Below are 15564 nucleotides of genomic sequence, written 5' to 3' on the forward strand. Positions count from 1 at the left end.
GGGGATGGGAAATCTCAACGGTTGACGGCCTTCGCCGGCACAAGGAAGACAAGCGTGGCGCCCAGAACGATGGCTACCGAGATGAAGATCAGGCCGGCCGTCGATTTTCCGGTCAGATCGTTGAGCCATCCGACGATGGCAGGCGAAAAGAAGCCAGCCAGGTTGGCGAAGCAGTTGACAGCGGCGATCCCCGCCGCGGCCGACATGCCACCCAGCAGCGCGGTGGGCAAGGCCCAGAATTGCGACGATGAAGTCAGGATGCCCGCTGCCGCGATACTGAGGCAGACGATCGAAGCGCCGACGCTGCCAAGCAGGGGGAGCGTGGCAAAGCCAGCCGCCGCCACCAGCATCGGGATCGCCAGGTGCAGGCGGCGCTCGCGGCGCCGGTCCGCGCTCATGCCGACCAGCGGCAGCGCGATGATCGCGCACAGGTACGGCAGGGCGGTAAGGATGCCCACCCACAAGGGATCCGCGACGCCGGCCTTCCTGACAATGGTCGGCAGCCAGAACGTCAGGCCATACTGTCCCAACACAACGCAGAAGTAGATGGCCGCCATCAGCCAGAGGCGGCGATCGGCAATGAACGCGCGAGTCGACACGTGCATGACCTTCTGCGCGTTGTCGCCGGCCACATTGCGTGTGAGGAGCGCTTTCTCCGCATCGGTGAGCCACTTCGCACTCTGGATGCCGTTGTCCAGGTAAAGCAGGATGGCGACACCGAGAAAGAGCGACGGCAGCGCTTCCAGCATGAACAGCCACTTCCACCCGGCCAGGTCCAGTACGCCGTGGAACGCGTGCATGATGTAGCCGGAGAGCGGTCCGCCCACGATGCCCGCCAGCGGTATCGCCATGAAGAACATCGACAGCGCCTTGGCCCGCCTTTCCGACGGAAACCAATAGGTCATGTAAAGAATGACCCCGGGCGCGAATCCGGCTTCCGCGACGCCCAGCAGGAATCGCAAAACGTAGAACGAGGTGGGGGAACTCACAAAGGCAAAGCTCGCCGAGATGACTGCCCACGTCAGCATGATGCGCGCGAGCCAGTTGCGCGCACCCACCTTGTGCAGGATCACGTTACTCGGAACTTCGAAGAGAAAATAGCCAAGAAAGAAGATCCCGGCACCCAGGCCGTAGATCGTTTCGCTGAACCGCAGGTCATTGAGCATCTGCAGCTTGGCGAATCCCACATTGACCCGGTCCAGGTAGGCGCCAAGGTAGCAAAGCATCAGGAACGGTATCAGGCGCCGCACCACTTTTGCGTAGGTTCTGGATTCAAAGGAGGCCGCATCCGCGTGCGCCATCACATCGCTCGTAACGGGCGAAGCGTATTTGGTTTTCATGGTGTCTCCTGCCATGCGCCCCAGGTTCGCCCGGGTGCGCCGATTGTCCCAGCCGATGTTCCGCCGGTGAAGGCGGCAGCCGATGAAAGATCAGTGAATCAGCATCCCGCCGTTGACGTCGAGCGTGATGCCCGTCAGGTAAGCGGACAGGTCGCTGATCAGGAAGAGGCAGGCGTTGGCCACGTCGGCAGCGTCACCCAGGCGACCCAGCGGAATCCCCTTGATGATGTCGGCCCGCATTTCCGCCGTGAGCTTGTCGCCGGTGATGTCCGTCTGGATCAGGCCCGGCGTGATGGAGTTGACGCGGATGTTGTCGCCACCGAATTCCCGGGCCATGGCGCGCGCAAGGCCAAGCACGCCTGCCTTGGCCGCGCTGTAGTGCGGACCGCCGAAGATGCCGCCGCCACGTTGCGCCGAAACCGACGACATGCAGACAATGCTGCCGCGCTTTTGCGCCTTCATTTGGGGCAGCACGGCCTGCGACATATAGAGCGTGCCGCGCAGGTTCACATCGAGCACGGCGTCGAAATTGGCGGGCTGGATGTCCAGCGTCCGTACCGGCTGCGTGATGCCGGCGTTATTGACCAAGCCATCGATCCGGCCGTACTTCTCCAGGGCGGCGCGGGCCGCCAGCTGGCAGGCCTCGCGGTCCGTGACATCGCAGGCGATGCCAAGATGACCTTCACCAAGTTCCAGGGCTGCCCGCTCAGCGTCCGCCAGCCGCAGGTCCAGCACCACCACCTTGGCGCCCTGCGCGGCAAGGGCGCTTGCCGTTGCCTTGCCGATGCCGCGGGGGGAAGCGGCGCCGGTTACGATCACAACCTTGTTCTCGAGCATCATGTCTGTCTCCTGATTGTTGAGATGATGATCCGAGTGTCGTGGCTGGCGAGGCGCCGATCAATGCAGTCCGTCTCAGCTATTGCTGAGAAATTTTCAGATGAGAGACGCGATTCAGCGAAAATGGCGATGGTGCGCCGCACAATTCACGGCGTTGAGCGGGCGATCGGCCAAGCAAAGCGTGGGTTAAGCTCCCGCTCTTTTTCCGGCGCTTGACTTCAGTTCACGGTCGATCCAGTCCAGAAATCGTTGGACCCGAGGTAAGTCCGCATTCTGTGAGGGGCAGACGATGTGATGCGCTCCCACCTCCACGGCGTACGTCTGGTCAAAGACAGGTACCAGCGTTCCCTTCCGGAGATGAACTGACGCCAGCAGCATGCTTTCCAATGCCACGCCGATGCCAAGAGCCGCGGTCTCCAGTGACATGTACGAGCGGTCAAAGGAAAAATCGAACGCCTGGTGCTCACTTGAGACGCCGAACCTGGCGAACCATTGCTGCCACTGGACAAGAGGCGTCTCTGAGAAGACCAGGCGTTGCCCAAGCAGATCAGCCGGACTACGGACGGGGTGCCTGGCAAGATACTCCGGGGACGCCAGAGGGGCGATGAACTCGTTGCGGAGTGTCTTGACCTGCAAATCACGCCAGTGCGCATAGCCATAGCGGATATCGATGTCATAGTAGCCGCTGGTGAACGAGACATCCTCATAGGAGCAGGATAAGTTCAGCTGAATGTCGCCGTTGTCGGCCTGGAACGACTCAAGCCGCGGCAGCAGCCACATCAAGCCGAAACTCGGACTCGAGTGCACCCTGAGTATGTCGACTTCGGCCTGACTGGATGCGCGTTCGGTGGCGCGGCTCAGTTCTGCAAGCGCCCCCGTCACGTCGCGCAGGTATTGCTCCCCAGTTGGTGTGAGGGCAAGCCCTCGCCCTTGTCGAAAGAATAGGGGCCGGCCAACGATGGACTCGAGATTGGCAATCTGATGGCTCACTGCCGACGCGGTCAAACCCAACTCCTCGGACGCCCGGCCTACGCTCTTCGTTCTGGCGACACTCTCAAACGCGACGATCGACTTCACCGGCGGAATGCGCATACTTGGTTCTCTTGTAACAGCGGCGGGAGAGTCAATACTTGAAGAGCCCGTCCCGGCGGTCTTCTGCTCCCAAGTCAATCGGTATACCGCCGAGGCATGAAAACAAGCGGCATGATCCTGAAGTTTCGCATAACGTACACCACCGTTGTGGAGGGTCCCGCAAGCGGTGATGACATCCCCGCAGAGCCACGCGAGTCGTTTCACACCAAGGCTGTTAACGACGGAGCCGACAACGGCGTCCCCGCTTTCGAAGCGGGGCTAAGATGATACAGCCAAAGTTCCAATCGCCTCATCAGCAAACGGACGCAGTGCTATGAACCAGAAACCAGCGCGACGAGTGTCTTGGTGACCACGCCGAAGTTCGAACCGTTATCCATGTATGACGCGTTTAGGAACGGGGCGGTGCGTTTGGACGGGATGCACGAAGCCCCCACCCAACTCGCTGGCCGCTCAGCTTCCGAAACCGAATTTTCCCTCTGCGGCGATGGCCTTCATGGCCAGCCGCGAGCTGGGTGCTTCGCGTGACTGCAGGGATACGGACAAGAAGCTCTTGTCTTCGCTGCGGCGGCCGATGGCGACCGCGGCCTGCACTGTGTAATCGGCCGGAATGCCGAGGCTGCTGCGTGCCAGGTCCTTGTCGAAGCCGGCGATGCCATGGGCGTGCCAGCCTAGCAGAGAAGCTTGCAAGGCGACGTAACCCCAAGCAGATCCCGTGTCGAACTCGTGACTTGCGTTGTGCGCGGGCGCCGCTGCACCTGGCACTTGCGCGCTGTTGGCCGAGGCGATAATCAGCAAGGCCGACGCGCGCTGGGCCCAGCTCTGGTTGAAGGCGTTGAGCGTGGCAAACAGCGGCAGCCAGGCCGGCGTGTCAGCCCTGGCGTAGATGAAACGCCAGGGCTGCAAGTTGAAGGCCGAAGGCGCCCAGCGGCCGGCCTCGATGATGGTCAGCAATGCTTCCTCGCTGATGCTCTCGCCCGTGAATGCACGGGGCGACCAGCGGTCGATGAAGATGGGGCTGACTCCGTATTCCGGTTGGCGGGTTGGTTCTGGCATAAAGAGACTCCTTTAGGGTGACCGATATGGAAATGAAGCTGATCGCCGCACCGGTCGCCACTCGGTGCGCTGGCGGTGCGTGTGCCCGTTCAGGCGTGAAAGCTCATGCGAACGAGCACACTTCATCGAAAGCAGGTCGAGGAAGCCGACCCCACATATCGCGATGCGGATCACCGCAGCCCAGCGCACAAACGAGGTTGGTCTTCACACGTCCGCCGGGGAAGAAATCGCGGTCGACGCTGTCGCGCCTGAACCCCGACATGGGCCCACAATCGAGCCCCACCGCACGGGCGGCGACGATGAAATACCCCGCCTGCATTGAAGAATTTCGAAATGCCGTTTCTTCGGACAGAGCCGGACTGTCTGTGAACATCTTCGACCGCGTCGGATCATGGGGAAACAAGACATCCAGCCGCTCGAAGAAGCGGGTGTCATAGCCGAGTATCGCGGTCACCGGTGCAGCGAGAACCTTGTCAGCGTTCCTGCCCAGCATGGACCTTGCGAGGCGTTCACGGCCTTCCTGTCCGCTCACGAACACGATGCGCAGCGGATTGGTGTTGGAACTGGTTGGACAGAACTTCATCAGCTCGTAGAGCTCGGCCAGCTTATCCCTCTCGACAGGCGCATCGGTCCACGCATTGAAGCTGCGCGCCTTGAGGAAAATCTGGTCGAGGGTCTCTTTGGCAGTCTCGTTATGCATTCCCTAACTCCCTGATATTTACCTTGAATCGTTGAAAGTGACTCGGCGCTCGACTCCACGATGCAAAGCACGAGGCCAGCAAGTCGATCTACCGGCCATCCTGGAGCGCGAGTTCCTTCACGAGCCTGCGCGCCTTGCGCCGCCAGAGCACCCAGGCCCGGTCCAGATGGGAACTCGTGGTTGCATCCGACGCTCGCGCTTCGTCATCGGTGAGATAGCGCACCTCGCCTAGCGCCATTCCCTGCAATTGCAGGCGGGCATTGGTCTCCGCGTAGACGGCCCGATGCACCGCCTGGCGCAGCGATTCGCCCACCACGGTGCTGCCGTGCCCACGCATCAGCACGATCGCCGAGCTACCCAGTGACGAAACCAGTCCCTGCCCCAGGATGGGATTGCTGACAAGCAGATCGGAGCCATCCCCTGCCACGTCTCGCATCTCGAAGACGGGGCAGCCGCCGCCACCGAGAAAACCGCAGGTGTGGCACACCGGTCGCAAGCGCGTGCCCGTCGCGCCGAAAGGAATCAGCGTGGGTGAATGGCTGTGAACGATGGCTTTGACGTCTGGCCGTGACCGATAGATCTCGGTATGAATGAACCGCTCCACGTAGGTCTGCATGCCGCTTTGCCCGATCACCTGGCCATCCAGATCGACCCTCAGGATGTCCCCCACTCCCACCAGCGCCGGCGCCATGCTGCGTGCAATGAAGAAGCTCGCGGGATCACTGTCCGACCGCACGCTGACATGGCCGAATCCGTCAAGCACGCCCTCGCCATACAAAATGTGATTGGCATCGACCAGGTCGTCTACCAGAATGCTGTCCGAATCTGCCTGCGTTCCCACACACACTCCCAATGATCAGAAAATCGCCCACAAAAAGGGGCTGGTACACCCGCCCGCCGCCACACCACCTGCTATCCACGTCCAAGCCGATCTTGCCGCCTACCCTGATCGCGCCTGTTTCGGGTAATCGATGGTGAAGTGCGGCAGGATGAGGTCGCTGCGCACGCGCACAAATCGCACCGACACCGGTTTACCGACCGCCGCCTGCGGCCATTGCCCGGGCAACAGATTCGATGTCAGCACCATCTCGCCATCGGTGCCGTCCAGCCGCACATGAACGATAGGCAGCGGCGTGCGCAAGGCGAAGGCCGGGTCCATCACACGGTGGTTGACCACGTGGCCGACGATCACGCCCGTGCCGACAAGACGCTCCCATACCGGATCGGCGGCGTGGCAACGAGGACAATATTCGCGGGGCGGCCAGCGCCAGGTCGCGCACTGGCCGCATTTCTGGCCCAGCAGTTCGCGCCGCTGGCAGCCCGCCCAGAAGGCCGCGCTATCCGGATCCGGGCGAACGCCCGGTGGCAATGCAGACGTCATGCCCCCCTCCTTAGGATCAGCGCGCTGTCGCCGGATTCGCTGCCGACCAGCGCGAACTCGGCATTTCGCACCTGGCGACAACGGCAGCGGTCATAGTCGTGGCCTGTGCTGCACAGGTCGTCGCGCACGCCACCCTCGCGCAGCTGTTGCACAGCCTCGACAACGTGGCCAAGACCCGCGATGTTGCCCTCTGACAAGTGGCCACCGTGAGTATTGGTCGGAATCACCCCGTCAAGAGCCAGCTCGCCGCTGCGGACCCGCGCCGCGGCCTGACCGGGCGGCGCGAGGCCGAACTGCTCGATGTGCAATAGCGCCATGCCCGTGAAGGGATCGTAGATCTCGGCGACGTCGACGTCCTCCGCCCGAATGCCAGCCTTTCGGTAAAGCGACTGCGCCAGCGTTCCTGCATGCAGGTCCCAGTGATTGGGGCCGATCCGCGAACGCACCGGGGCACCAAGGGTGCCCCCCTCGATCGCTCGGATCGTGACCAGCGACGACCGCAGCCGCCGAGCGTCATCGGTCGATGAGACGACGACGGCCATTGCGCCGTCGTTCCATATGCTGCAGTCGAGCAGGCGAAACGGCTCAATGACCCACGGCGACTTCTGGTGGTCCTCAACCGTGATCGCTTCGGTCATCAGCGCCTTGCGGTTGAGCCTGGCGTTCGCCCGCTGCTGCACGGCCAGCTCGGCGAAATCACGGTTATGCAAGTTGTAGGCATGCATGTAGGCGCTGACGTGCGGACCGTAAAGGGTCGCAGGATGCTGCGCACCGAATGGCTCGTTCCACTGCCGATGACCCGAATGCCACGTGTCCAGGCCCGGCAGAAAGCCGGGCTCGGAGCGGGAGTTCGCGGCCCGGTAGACCAGCACATGCCGGCACATGCCGGAATACACGGCCATCGCCGCCGCCGCGATGGCCGAGGCCGCCCAGGCTCCGCCGCTGCTGTCACAGAATGACATGCGACATGCTCCAAGCCCCAGGCTGTTGGCCAGCTCGGCAGGCGCCGGCGTATCACGCAAGCCCCAGTAGTAGGTCACCAGGCCATCGATGTCGCCCGGCTCGAGCCCGGCGTCCGCGATCGCGTGTAGCGCGGCCTCGGTGGCCAGCGACAGCACACTGCGGCCACTGTTCTTGGAAATCGCGGTCCATCCGACGCCCGAGATCGCCGTACGATCCATCATCGCGTTGTCCGCCATGAACTCACTCCGTGGGCGAATCAACTGGCAAGATTCTTCTGCACCCAGTGCGGGAACCCGGCAATGACGTCGGCGGGAATCGGCACCTTGGCTGCGGCGCGCTCAGCCATGCGAGCCTTGACCCTCTGCGCGGATTCGTCGAGCCGAGCCAGCAGCGAAGCGAGCTGGACGCCGACCAGATGGCCGTCGCGCTTGACGATGCGGCCACCGACGATCACCGTGTCGATGACACCGGCATGGGTCTGCAGGACGAGCTGCGCCACCGGATCGTTCACCGGTCGCACGCCAATGTGATGACCGCCCACCACGATCAGATCCGCCTGCTTGCCCGGGGTCAGACTGCCTGTGCGGTCGCCGAGACCGACCGCCTCGGCGCCGTTGATCGTGGCCCACTTCAGGGCATCCGCAGGGTTGATGGTCATGCCGTAGACGTCGCGCCCCTGGGCGAGCAGCGGCTCTGCATCCGCCCATCGCACGAACCCCAGCGCCTGACGTGTCGGAGTCAGGATGTCGCCGCCGTTGAGCGAAACGATATCGGCGCCGATGGTTGGCTTGAGGCCGTGTCGGATCGCCTCGTTGATGGCTAGCCGGCCCATGCCCATGTTGATCTCACTCTCCGGCGTGGTCGAGAGCCAGGCTCCGGATTCCGCCACGAGCTTCCAGTCGGACGCCTGTAGCGCGGTCGCGTGCACCAGGATCACGCGCGAATCGAGCACGCCGGCCGCGGCGAGCTGCGGCACGCCCGATGGCAAGGCCTTGCTGGTGGCGATGTGCACGGTCGACACTGCGCCATACTCATCGGCAAGGCGCTTCTGGGCGAGATTCACCGAAATCGGGGATAGCCCGATTTCAGACAGGGCGGCGGCCAAGGTCACCCGTCCGGACGAGGAGAACCGCTCTTTGGCAATCCGTGCGAAATCTGCCAGGCGATCGTAGTCGGGCGGAGCGAAGATGTTGGACTGGCCCAGGCCGTAGGCATAGACCCCACGGATGCCCGACTCCACCAGCGCGTCCACGCCAGCATCGGCATGCTCGGGCGTGTTGGTGATATGGGCGTAGTCCAGCAGGGTCGTCACGCCCGAGTCGAGTGCTTCGAGCGCCCCCACCAGGGTGCCCAAGCGCGCATCCTCGGCCGTGTAGGAAGGGGTGGAATCGGCCCAGAAGCCGCTGATGTATTCCTGCAGTGAAATGGAGCCGCAGCAGCCGCGAAGCTGAGTCTGCCAGGTATGGCGATGGGTGTCGACCGTACCCGGTGCGATGATCCCGCCTTCGGCGTGGATGACTTCTGCATCGCTCACGCCCAGATCACGACCGACGGCGACGATCACGTCGTCCTCGATCAGGACCTCACCATCTGCAATGACACCGAGCTTGGGGTCGACCGTGACCACATGTCCGCCCCGGACCAGAATACGCCGCCTGTTCATGCCTGACTCCTTTCGGTGCTAACCGAACCCTTATCCGTCGTCTGAAACATCATCTTTCTCCCGGTTTTCGAATGACCGCAATCCTTGTGTGAACGCCCATTTGCCCGCCAGTCACCAAGAAACCCGGAGCTAGCCAGCGGCGGCTCCAGGCTCCCGTGGCCGTCAGGCGTCTGTCGGCTCTCCGAACGACAGCGGATACTCCTGCCGTACGTTCCATTCCTGCTCGGGCTCGTAGCCGTAGATCCAGCCCAGCCCAAGTGGGGTATCTCCCGCACGCTCACGCGCCCGGAACTGCTCCTGCCGCTTTTCCCAGTCGCCAGCGTGCACGAGACGGCTGTTGATGAGGGATTGCCGCTGTACGGCATGCGCACGCGGAATACGCACGTTGCGGAATCCGGCCAGGGCCGCTTCGGGATCGCCCCGCCCGGCATCGAGCCAGCGCGACAGCACATAGGCGTCCTCAAATGCCTGCGCCGCGCCCTGCCCGGCATTCGGCAGCATGGGATGTGCGGCATCTCCGATCAACTGGATCCTGCCGCGACCCCAGTTCTGCGAAGGCTGACGCCCGAACAAGCCCCACTTCGAGCACTCAGTCACTTCATCCAGCAAGCGGCTGAGATCGGCGGTCGGGCAGGCGAAGCTGCTGCGCATCTCGTCCGGCTCGCCAGGGATGGTCCAGCCCTCCGCCACCCACCCCTCCGCATCAGCCTGCGTGGTGATGTTGATGATCTTGCTGCCGCGCAGGTAATAGGTCATCAGGTGCATGCCCTTGCCGATCCAGCCATAGAAGCCGTGCGGGCCGAGGAATCCCTCGGGCAATCGGCTGCCATCGATCAGCGCGCGCCACACCATCTGCCCCGTGAACTGCGCCTCGTCCTGGCCATACAGATACTCGCGCACCCGGGAGCGGATGCCGTCGGCACCGATCACCAGGTCGGCCGTGTGCGTACGGCCGTTGGCGAACGCCAGCGTGATACCGCCCGGCCCTTCCGAAAGGTCGGAGAGCGCGTGCGCCAGGTGGATCCGGCCGGCATCGATGGCGCCAGACAGGACGCCGATCAGGTCGGCCCGGTGGAAGGCGTAGTACGGCGCGCCGTAACGTCCGACGGTGGTGCCAGGATCGGCGAACCGCGTCTCGGCCAGCGGCTCACCGGAATACAGCGAGCGCTGGATGTAGCCGGTCACCGGATTGCCCACTGACGCCAGTAACTCGCCCAGACCGATCGCGGTCAAGGCCTTGACCGCCTGTGGACTGATGTTGATGCCCGCCCCGACCTCGCCCAGTTGCGGGGCGCGCTCGAAGACGTCAACCTCGAAGCCGGCGCGAGACAAAGCGATGGCCGTGGCCAGCCCGCCAAGGCCGCCACCGACAATTGCGATGGAAGGAGTTTTCCCATTCATGACGTCTCACCTTTCTGATAGTTCTTCAGGTCGTCTTGGCATGCGCGAAGCGCACACGCCTGACATGGATTCAACGGGCAGCCTGCACCTGGCGCTCCCGAACGGTGTTGCGCAACGGCGCGAGACCGGTGATCTCGACGCGAACCTCGTCGCCATCGACAAGCCGCTCGCCGCGGGTATGGCCAACACCCGCAGGCGTGCCAGTGGCGATCACGTCGCCGGGTTCCAGGGTGAAGTAGCGGCTGGCGGCCGCGATGATCTCGGGAATGCTTGTGATCAGACTGGCCGTGCTGCCATCCTGCTTGACCACGCCATTGACCAGGCAGCGGATACGCAGATCGTTCGGATCGCCGACCTGCCAGGCGGGCTTGACCGCGCCGAGCGGGGAAAAACCGTCCAAGCCCTTGCAGGCCGTCCAGTCGAACTGGAACGGCGGCGCGATGGCGACTTTGCGGCGCAGCAGCCCACGCGCGGTGATGTCATTGAAGCAGGCATAGCCGGCCACATGGTCGAGGGCATCTTCCGGACGGATGTCGCGCCCGCCGCGCCCGATCACCACCGCCAACTCGGCCTCCCAGTCGACCGCGAAGGCGGGATCGGCGGGGATCAGCACGGCGTCGCCGTCGCCGACCAGAGCCGTGGTCGGTGGAACCAGGAAGAAGTATGGCTGCCATCCATCGGGGATTTCGGTGACGCCCATCTCGGCGATATGGTCGCGATAGTTCGCGCCCACGCACAATACCTTGCGCGGATGGCGGATGGAGAGCAGTTCCTGGCCCTCCAGCGGCTCCAGCGCATCCGGGTCGATGTCACGCAGGAGCGACGCCAATGCATCCCAGTCGTTCAGCGCATGGACAAGGCCTGGATAAGGGCGCAGCGCATCGGGGACCACGACGCGGCCGTCCGCACGACGGATCGCAGCTACCTCGGCCTCGCGTCCAGCCGATTCCATGCGATAGGTGATAAGACTCCAGGAACTCATGTTGTTGCCCTTTTTCGATGCTATGTCGTTGGTCTGCCAGCGTCGTTTGCCAGCGTCGATGCCAGCCGGTGCCTCGTCCGTTTGCACGGATTCCGCTCCCTATCGCTTAATAGGTCCGCCGGGGGGGATCGGTCCCCACAGGTTCATGGACACCGGATTGGCCTCCCACGTGGTCGGCCGCATCGGGAAATACTCGTGCCAGGGTCTCGGTTCGTAGTAGCCCTTGTCCTCGTCGAGCATGACGTCGAGCTGGGTGAACAACTCGATGTGGTTGCCGTCGGGATCGTCGTGGTAAGCGAAGATGTTGTGACCCACGGCGTGGCGACCGGGCCCCCAGTTCAAGCGGATTCCATGCTTGACGAGGTTGTCGATCATCCCCTGCAGGTGCGTCAGATCTCTCGCCTCGTAGGCCATATGGTGTATGCCGGACATCGTGTCGCTCTGCATGAAGACGCCGGCATGGTGATCGGCGTTGCAGCGCATGAATACAAAAAAGTTGCTGATCGAGTCAGACCAGCGGAAGCCGAGCGCCCCCTCGTAGAAAGAACGCATCGCCGCGATCGACGGCGTGTACGCGCCGACGTGTCCGAGCTTGCTCGGTCGATGGTCGAAGCTGAGACCGACGCCGCTTTGCTCTTGCTCCTGGTACAGGTGCAGTGCAGCTCCTGTCCCCGGCTCGGTAAGCACCAGCACATCGGGGGTACCCGGACCGATGTCCGAACGCCGCTCGGCCTTGAGACCGGCTGCCGCGAGACGGCGTTGCGCGGTCGTCAGGTCCTCGTTGATCTCATATCCGACGATGGAGCGTCCGCGGGACGCCTCAGCCTTGTTGATCACGATGCAGTGGTGGTCTCCCCCGGTGGTGAGAAACACCTGCTGCGGCGACTCGTCGAGCGCGACGAACCCCAGCACCTTGGTGTAGTGTTCGGTGAGGCGGGCGACATCCGGCGTATCGAGAGAGACATACCCCAGCCGCGAGACATGCACGGGCGAATCGGCAGTCCTCGCGCTATCGGGCGTGGTGGAACCTGTCATGTTGTATTCCTCATGTTTACGCTGCAAGGGCGTAGGTATCGGCTATGTGGTAGGTCGGGGCAGCTTTCGGCGACTGCCCGCAAGTCCACGCTTCAGGCGCGCATTCCGGCTGGAACGCGCTTCAGATGGCTCCGGCGTTGCGCAGCTCGGCGACCATCTGCTCGTCGTAGCCGAGTACTTCCCGGTAAACCTCGTCGTTGAATTCACCGACCGCCGATCCCGCATGGCGAATCTGCGATGGTGTCCGGCTGAAACGGATCCAGGGCGCCAGCAGAGTAACGTCGCCGGCCTCGGCGTGCGGCACGGTCACGAACGCGTCGCGCTCCTTGATGTGGCGGTCCTCCAGGACTTCGCCGATCGAGTAGACCGGGCCCACCGGGATCTTCAACGGTGTTAGCAGATCGAACAGCTCCTTCGGCGTGAACTCCTTCAGCCACCCCGCTGCAGTCTGCTGAACGAGCTTGAGGTTCGTCCGACGCGCCTCGACCGTTGCCAACCGCTCGTCCGCCAGTGCGTCGGCATGTCCGAGCGCTGTCGCGAAGCCGGTGAACTGCTCTTGCGTCATGTCCGGCACGTGGAAAGCAACGTGGCCGTCCTTCGCCTCCATGTACGCACCCGCCGGCCCCTGCCCCTCGAAGTGCTCGTGGAAGCCCTGCACCATGAAACCCATGAGCGCCTCCTGCATCGAGACGTCGACCTTCTGCCCCTCGCCTGTCATCGAGCGATGGTAGAGCGCCCCGAGAATACCAACAGCGAGCGAGACGCCAGCCGCCTCATCGCCGATGCCGAGCACCTGGGTGCCGTGTGCACCCGAAAGCCCCCAAGAGGTGGCGGCCCAGCCCGACACGGCCATCGCGACGGTCGCGTAGGAACGGAACGATGCGTATGGGCCGGTCTCGCCGTAACCCTTGGACGAACCGTAGATGATCGAAGGATTGAGCTCCTTCAACGCTTCATAGCCGAAGCCGAGCCGGTCCATCACGCCCGTCGAGAAATTCTCCACCACGACGTCGGACTTCTTCACCAGTTCGGCGAAAACCTCGCGGCCGCGCGCGCTCTTGAGGTTCAGCGTGATCGTCTTCTTGTTCGCATTGACGGCAAGGAACTCGTATCCGTCATGGTCGGCGTCGACCGGCATCCAGGCATGGCGAAAACGATCGGGTGCTTCCTGCTGCTCGACCTTGATCACTTCGGCGCCCATGTGCGCCAGCAACATCGTTGCGAAAGGGCCGTTCAAGACATGCGAAAGGTCGAGCACGCGAACTCCGCTCAGCGGCCCGGAGCTTTTGGTTGCATTCATCAGATACCACTCCTCGGAATGAAAATGCCAGAATGAAGATGACAAAGCGAAGACAGGCTGGAAGCCGTTGCCCTCTGATGGCTGATCCGTTCGTGACCGGGCGATGCAGCCGACGGCGGCCCGCGGCGCGTTCCGCCGGCGACCTCCAGGGTCGGGGGCCAGCTCAAGCGTCACCCCTTGGAGCCTGCATCTGCGCACCAGCCGCCTCGCCGGCGAACAGTGCTGCAGTGGATGCAGTGAGATTCACAGTCTTGAGTTCATGGAAGGCATGCAGGCCTTCGAGCCCCAGCTCACGGCCGACGCCCGATCCCTTGACGCCGCCAAACGGAGCCTGCACGTTGTGGGCGAACGCATTGATGCTGAACGTACCTGCGCGCACCGACCGCGCCACCCGAGCGGCGGTCTGCGGATCCTCGGTGAAGACGCCGCCATGCAGGCCGTACTCGGTGTCGTTGGCGATCGTCACCGCCTGGTCGAGCGTGTCGTAGGGCAGCACCACGGCCACAGGTCCGAAGATCTCCTCGCGGCTCACGCGCATCGCATTGCTGGCATTGGAGAACACGGTCGGCTGGACGTAGAATCCGGTGCCAAGGTCCGCGGGCACGCCACCACCGGTCGCCACGGTCGCCCCCTCTTGCCGGCCGGTCTCGATATAGCCCAGGACTCGGTCGCGCTGGGCCCTCGAAGCCAACGGCCCCATCATCGTGGCCGGCTCGCAGGGATCACCGACGACGAACGATTCGGCGGCTCCAACGACCACATCCAACCATTGGGCATAGCGGGAGGCCGGCACCAGGATGCGCGTGAATGCCGAACAGAGTTGGCCGGTATTGGAGAAAGTCCCCTCGACGATGCCGCGCAAGACCGTGTCGCGGTCGGCATCCTCCGCGATGATCGCAGCGGACTTTCCGCCGAGCTCGAGCTGCAGACGAGCGAAGTTCGCGCCAGCAGTGCGCGCGATCTCACGGCCAGCGGCCGTCGACCCCGTGAAGCTGACTTTGTCGATGCCGCGGTGGGCCACGAGTGCTCGGCCGGTCTCCCGGCCTCCCGTAACCAAGTTGAAAACGCCCGGCGGCAGGCCGGCCTCGCGGAACGCTTCTGCCACCAGGTAGATGTCCAACGGCGTCTCCGGCGCCGGCTTGAACACCACCGTGCAGCCACTCACCAGCGCAGGCACGATTTTGGCGATGGCCATATTGAAGGGGCTGTTCCAAGGCGTGATCGCGGCGACCACGCCAACCGGCTCGCGCAGTACCGCGGCCGGCCCCCAACGCGTCTGGCGGATGTCGCAGAGCGCATCCTGTCGCGCCAACTCCAGGAAGTACCGCCCCACCCACAGGCCGGCGGGTGCCTTCTTCATCGAGATCGAAGCGGGCAGCCCCATCTGCGCCGTCACCAGCTCGGCGATCTCGCCGAGCCTGGGCTCCAGCAGCGCGAGCGCGCGCTCGATGAAGGCGGCGCGCTCGGCCGTTGGCAAAGTGGGCCATGGGCCCTGATCGAAGGCGCGCCGGGCCGCCGCCACTGCCGTGTCGACATCGCTGGCGTCAGCATCCGGAACCTGGCCGAAGGCCGCTTCCGTCGATGGCGACGTGACGACGATGCGCTCACGCGAGTTCGCAGCGCGCCACCGGCCATCGATGAACAAGTCGTGCCGCACATTCATGTTGTGTCTCCTCTCATATGACGAAACGCCGGCAACGGTACCGAGCCCGCATGAGCCACGGGATTCATCCGTAGCCGTGACATGCCCAAAGCATAGCTAATGCAATGTTTTGGTGTCAAGCAGGAATATTCAGAAAACAAGTGACGTTGCACGG

14 protein-coding genes are annotated in these 15564 nt (G+C 63.6%); all 14 read right to left on the reverse strand.

What is annotated here, in order from left to right:
• Positions 1 to 14 precede the first annotated feature (14 nt).
• The 14 genes from AC3FOF_RS16375 to AC3FOF_RS16440 all read right to left on the reverse strand — a co-directional run bounded on the left by AC3FOF_RS16375 (position 15) and on the right by AC3FOF_RS16440 (position 15410).
• The gene (locus AC3FOF_RS16375; RefSeq protein WP_017225155.1) at positions 15 to 1340 is read right to left on the reverse strand and encodes an MFS transporter; all 1326 of its coding nucleotides are present in this window, start codon (positions 1338 to 1340) and stop codon (positions 15 to 17) included.
• 90 nt (positions 1341 to 1430) lie between these two features.
• The gene (locus tag AC3FOF_RS16380) at positions 1431 to 2180 is read right to left on the reverse strand and encodes an SDR family NAD(P)-dependent oxidoreductase (protein ID WP_488727136.1); all 750 of its coding nucleotides are present in this window, start codon (positions 2178 to 2180) and stop codon (positions 1431 to 1433) included.
• Positions 2181 to 2363: 183 nt separating this feature from the next.
• The gene (locus AC3FOF_RS16385; RefSeq protein WP_017225157.1) at positions 2364 to 3269 is read right to left on the reverse strand and encodes a LysR substrate-binding domain-containing protein; all 906 of its coding nucleotides are present in this window, start codon (positions 3267 to 3269) and stop codon (positions 2364 to 2366) included.
• A 450-nt stretch (positions 3270 to 3719) separates the two neighbouring features.
• On the reverse strand, positions 3720 to 4322 hold the full coding sequence (locus tag AC3FOF_RS16390; RefSeq protein WP_488727137.1) for a nitroreductase family protein: 603 nt from the start codon (positions 4320 to 4322) through the stop codon (positions 3720 to 3722).
• Between the two features lie 103 nt (positions 4323 to 4425).
• A complete protein-coding gene (locus AC3FOF_RS16395) occupies positions 4426 to 5022 on the reverse strand; it encodes a malonic semialdehyde reductase (RefSeq protein WP_488727138.1) in 597 nt (198 codons plus the stop codon).
• 88 nt (positions 5023 to 5110) lie between these two features.
• On the reverse strand, positions 5111 to 5863 hold the full coding sequence (locus AC3FOF_RS16400) for a class II aldolase/adducin family protein (RefSeq protein ID WP_488727139.1): 753 nt from the start codon (positions 5861 to 5863) through the stop codon (positions 5111 to 5113).
• Between the two features lie 99 nt (positions 5864 to 5962).
• The gene (locus tag AC3FOF_RS16405) at positions 5963 to 6403 is read right to left on the reverse strand and encodes a Zn-ribbon domain-containing OB-fold protein (protein ID WP_488727140.1); all 441 of its coding nucleotides are present in this window, start codon (positions 6401 to 6403) and stop codon (positions 5963 to 5965) included.
• Positions 6400 to 7602, reverse strand: coding sequence for a thiolase C-terminal domain-containing protein (locus AC3FOF_RS16410; RefSeq protein WP_488727141.1), 1203 nt, complete (start codon positions 7600 to 7602; stop codon positions 6400 to 6402). The genes AC3FOF_RS16405 and AC3FOF_RS16410 overlap by 4 nt, the downstream gene beginning before the upstream one ends.
• A 20-nt stretch (positions 7603 to 7622) precedes the next feature.
• Positions 7623 to 9029 carry an amidohydrolase family protein gene (locus tag AC3FOF_RS16415; RefSeq protein WP_017225164.1) on the reverse strand — a complete coding sequence of 469 codons (1407 nt, stop codon included), beginning with the start codon at positions 9027 to 9029 and terminating at the stop codon, positions 7623 to 7625.
• Positions 9030 to 9191: 162 nt separating this feature from the next.
• A complete protein-coding gene (locus AC3FOF_RS16420; protein WP_488727142.1) occupies positions 9192 to 10430 on the reverse strand; it encodes an FAD-dependent monooxygenase in 1239 nt (412 codons plus the stop codon).
• Between the two features lie 70 nt (positions 10431 to 10500).
• On the reverse strand, positions 10501 to 11499 hold the full coding sequence (locus AC3FOF_RS16425; RefSeq protein WP_488727143.1) for a fumarylacetoacetate hydrolase family protein: 999 nt from the start codon (positions 11497 to 11499) through the stop codon (positions 10501 to 10503).
• Positions 11500 to 11511: 12 nt separating this feature from the next.
• Positions 11512 to 12447: a VOC family protein gene (locus AC3FOF_RS16430; protein ID WP_017225167.1), complete on the reverse strand. Its 936-nt coding sequence runs from the start codon at positions 12445 to 12447 to the stop codon at positions 11512 to 11514.
• Between the two features lie 121 nt (positions 12448 to 12568).
• Complete coding sequence (locus tag AC3FOF_RS16435; RefSeq protein WP_488727144.1) at positions 12569 to 13747, reverse strand: CaiB/BaiF CoA transferase family protein; 1179 nt, start codon at positions 13745 to 13747, stop codon at positions 12569 to 12571.
• Between the two features lie 163 nt (positions 13748 to 13910).
• Positions 13911 to 15410 (reverse strand): aldehyde dehydrogenase, encoded by a 1500-nt coding sequence (locus tag AC3FOF_RS16440; RefSeq protein ID WP_488727145.1) that lies wholly within the window; start codon positions 15408 to 15410, stop codon positions 13911 to 13913.
• Positions 15411 to 15564 lie beyond the last annotated feature (154 nt).

It is taken from the genome of Cupriavidus sp. 96C5-1, from assembly GCF_057798855.1.

Bases quoted from the DNA above. Each gene is read 5' to 3' on its own strand.
- AC3FOF_RS16375 (WP_017225155.1), bottom strand. From the start codon at position 1,340: ATGAAAACCAAATACGCTTCGCCCGTTACGAGCGATGTGATGGCGCAC.
- AC3FOF_RS16380 (WP_488727136.1), bottom strand. From the start codon at position 2,180: ATGATGCTCGAGAACAAGGTTGTGATCGTAACCGGCGCCGCTTCCCCC.
- AC3FOF_RS16385 (WP_017225157.1), bottom strand. From the start codon at position 3,269: ATGCGCATTCCGCCGGTGAAGTCGATCGTCGCGTTTGAGAGTGTCGCC.
- AC3FOF_RS16390 (WP_488727137.1), bottom strand. From the start codon at position 4,322: ATGCCAGAACCAACCCGCCAACCGGAATACGGAGTCAGCCCCATCTTC.
- AC3FOF_RS16395 (WP_488727138.1), bottom strand. From the start codon at position 5,022: ATGCATAACGAGACTGCCAAAGAGACCCTCGACCAGATTTTCCTCAAG.
- AC3FOF_RS16405 (WP_488727140.1), bottom strand. From the start codon at position 6,403: ATGACGTCTGCATTGCCACCGGGCGTTCGCCCGGATCCGGATAGCGCG.
- AC3FOF_RS16410 (WP_488727141.1), bottom strand. From the start codon at position 7,602: ATGGCGGACAACGCGATGATGGATCGTACGGCGATCTCGGGCGTCGGA.
- AC3FOF_RS16415 (WP_017225164.1), bottom strand. From the start codon at position 9,029: ATGAACAGGCGGCGTATTCTGGTCCGGGGCGGACATGTGGTCACGGTC.
- AC3FOF_RS16420 (WP_488727142.1), bottom strand. From the start codon at position 10,430: ATGAATGGGAAAACTCCTTCCATCGCAATTGTCGGTGGCGGCCTTGGC.
- AC3FOF_RS16430 (WP_017225167.1), bottom strand. From the start codon at position 12,447: ATGACAGGTTCCACCACGCCCGATAGCGCGAGGACTGCCGATTCGCCC.
- AC3FOF_RS16435 (WP_488727144.1), bottom strand. From the start codon at position 13,747: ATGAATGCAACCAAAAGCTCCGGGCCGCTGAGCGGAGTTCGCGTGCTC.
- AC3FOF_RS16440 (WP_488727145.1), bottom strand. From the start codon at position 15,410: ATGAATGTGCGGCACGACTTGTTCATCGATGGCCGGTGGCGCGCTGCG.